This is a genomic window from Candidatus Sordicultor fermentans (assembly GCF_012728195.1).
Lineage (GTDB): Bacteria > Atribacterota > Atribacteria > Atribacterales > Caldatribacteriaceae > Sordicultor > Sordicultor fermentans.
In genome coordinates this window covers 1-1581 of sequence record NZ_JAAYFP010000080.1, presented here as the reverse complement: position 1 = coordinate 1581, position 1581 = coordinate 1, and the positions used below count along the sequence as shown (strand labels likewise).

At 44.3% G+C, this 1581-nt stretch carries 1 protein-coding gene; it reads left to right on the top strand.

Going from position 1 to position 1581, the window contains the following annotated elements; translation table 11 throughout:
- A partial coding sequence (locus GXZ17_RS03670; protein ID WP_409375936.1) for a GumC family protein occupies positions 1-1183 on the top strand: 1183 nt, incomplete at its 5' end.
- Between the last annotated feature and the right edge of the window lie 398 nt (positions 1184-1581).

The following is a 1581-nucleotide window of genomic DNA, read 5'->3' as shown; positions in this document are numbered from 1 at the left end:
GCGAGGGCTTTTTGAGGTTCTCTGGAGGCGAAAATGGTTAATTTTAGCTATTATAGTAATTTCTGTAGCCATTGCTGGATACCTTAGTTTCTTTGCCATTCCTCCGGTTTATGAGGCGGAAGTGCTCATTGAGTTGCGCTTTCCCGAGCAGGTGAATAAACAAGAGGCTTATCGCCTGCAGATAGTAAATCCCTATTTTTTGAGCCAAGTTATTGAGAAGCTTCAGCTGGATCCTCAAAAATATGACCCCTTTTCCCTTCAAGAAGCGCTAAATGTAGAGATACTTAAGAACGCCAACTTTTTGAAGATAACAGTGAAAGACGGTGACCCTCAAAAAGTAGCAGACATTGCTAATGCCATTGCTTCTGAGTTCGTTGATTTTGCCATCCGTAGCACCCAGGAAGATATGAAGAAGGAGCTCCTCTCTTTAGAAGAAGGAATGAAAGAGTGGCAGAGTAAACTTGACGAAATTGGAGGAAGAATAAGAGATTTCCTGGCGCGGTCAGAAATAACAGCCCTTGAGGAAGAAGTAGAAGCTAAAAGAGGCCTTTTGGGGAGCTTCCAAAGGGACATTCTTCTAATCGATGTTCAGGAAAAAGAGCTTCAAGCCACTTTGGAAAAAGCAAAAGAGAAGTTGGAGAGCGAGCCTCCGTATTTGAAGCTACGCCAATCACTCTTTGGAAGTTCGGAAGAGGAGGGCATGGTGGGAGACTTTATCAGCGGCTTCCTTCCTCTTACGATGGAAAGAGAAGCAGCCAATGAGGTATATAACGCTCTTAAAGGACAAGTAATGAGTCTTGAAGCTCAGCTTTCGGGGATGGAAGCTCGAAAAAAGACCATGACAGAAGCCGCAGGAGAGGTGCAGACAGAGCTAAAAGAGCTCGAGAGCACTCTTTTAGAAAAAGCGATTGAACGTGATCAACTCCAGAGGGAATATGATTCTGCTCTTGAAACTTATGGTGCACTTATCCAGGAGTATGGGAAAACCCAGGTTTATTCTATGAGTGAGGAAGTTAACGCCGGAGTGAGGATTGTTTCTTCTGCCCTTCCTCCAAAAGAACCTATCTCCCCCCGCAAAATGCTCAATGTAGCAATAGCAGGTGTTCTGGGGATATTTGTGGGGATAATTGCTGCGTTTGTGGCAGAATACTGGGGAAAAACTGCTCCTTCTACTGAAGGATAAAAGCTGACCCACAAAAACCATTGTGTTCTGTCTCCAGAGGGCTATTGCGAGGAAAGCCAGAGGCCGACTATGGCAATCTCGTTTTTTATTTCTCAAGAGGTGCAAACCAAAAACAAGCCGCCACAAGAGGAGAACTATTGCTCTTGTGAGATTCTCTTCCTTCTTCTGGAGGGAGGTAGAGAAAAAAAGATTTTAGCAAACACTCTCGGTAGCTTTTGGACATTCTGAGTTGGTATAAACAGTATGAACACTTATACTGAGGAAGACGCTTTTCCTTTTTTGGTAAGTTTTACCTTTTCATATTTTTTAGGTTTTTCAGGGGGACTAGGGGGCGCCGCCCCCTTTATAGTTGGTTCACCCTAACCCTCTCCCGGGAAGGGCGAGGGAAAAATACATAG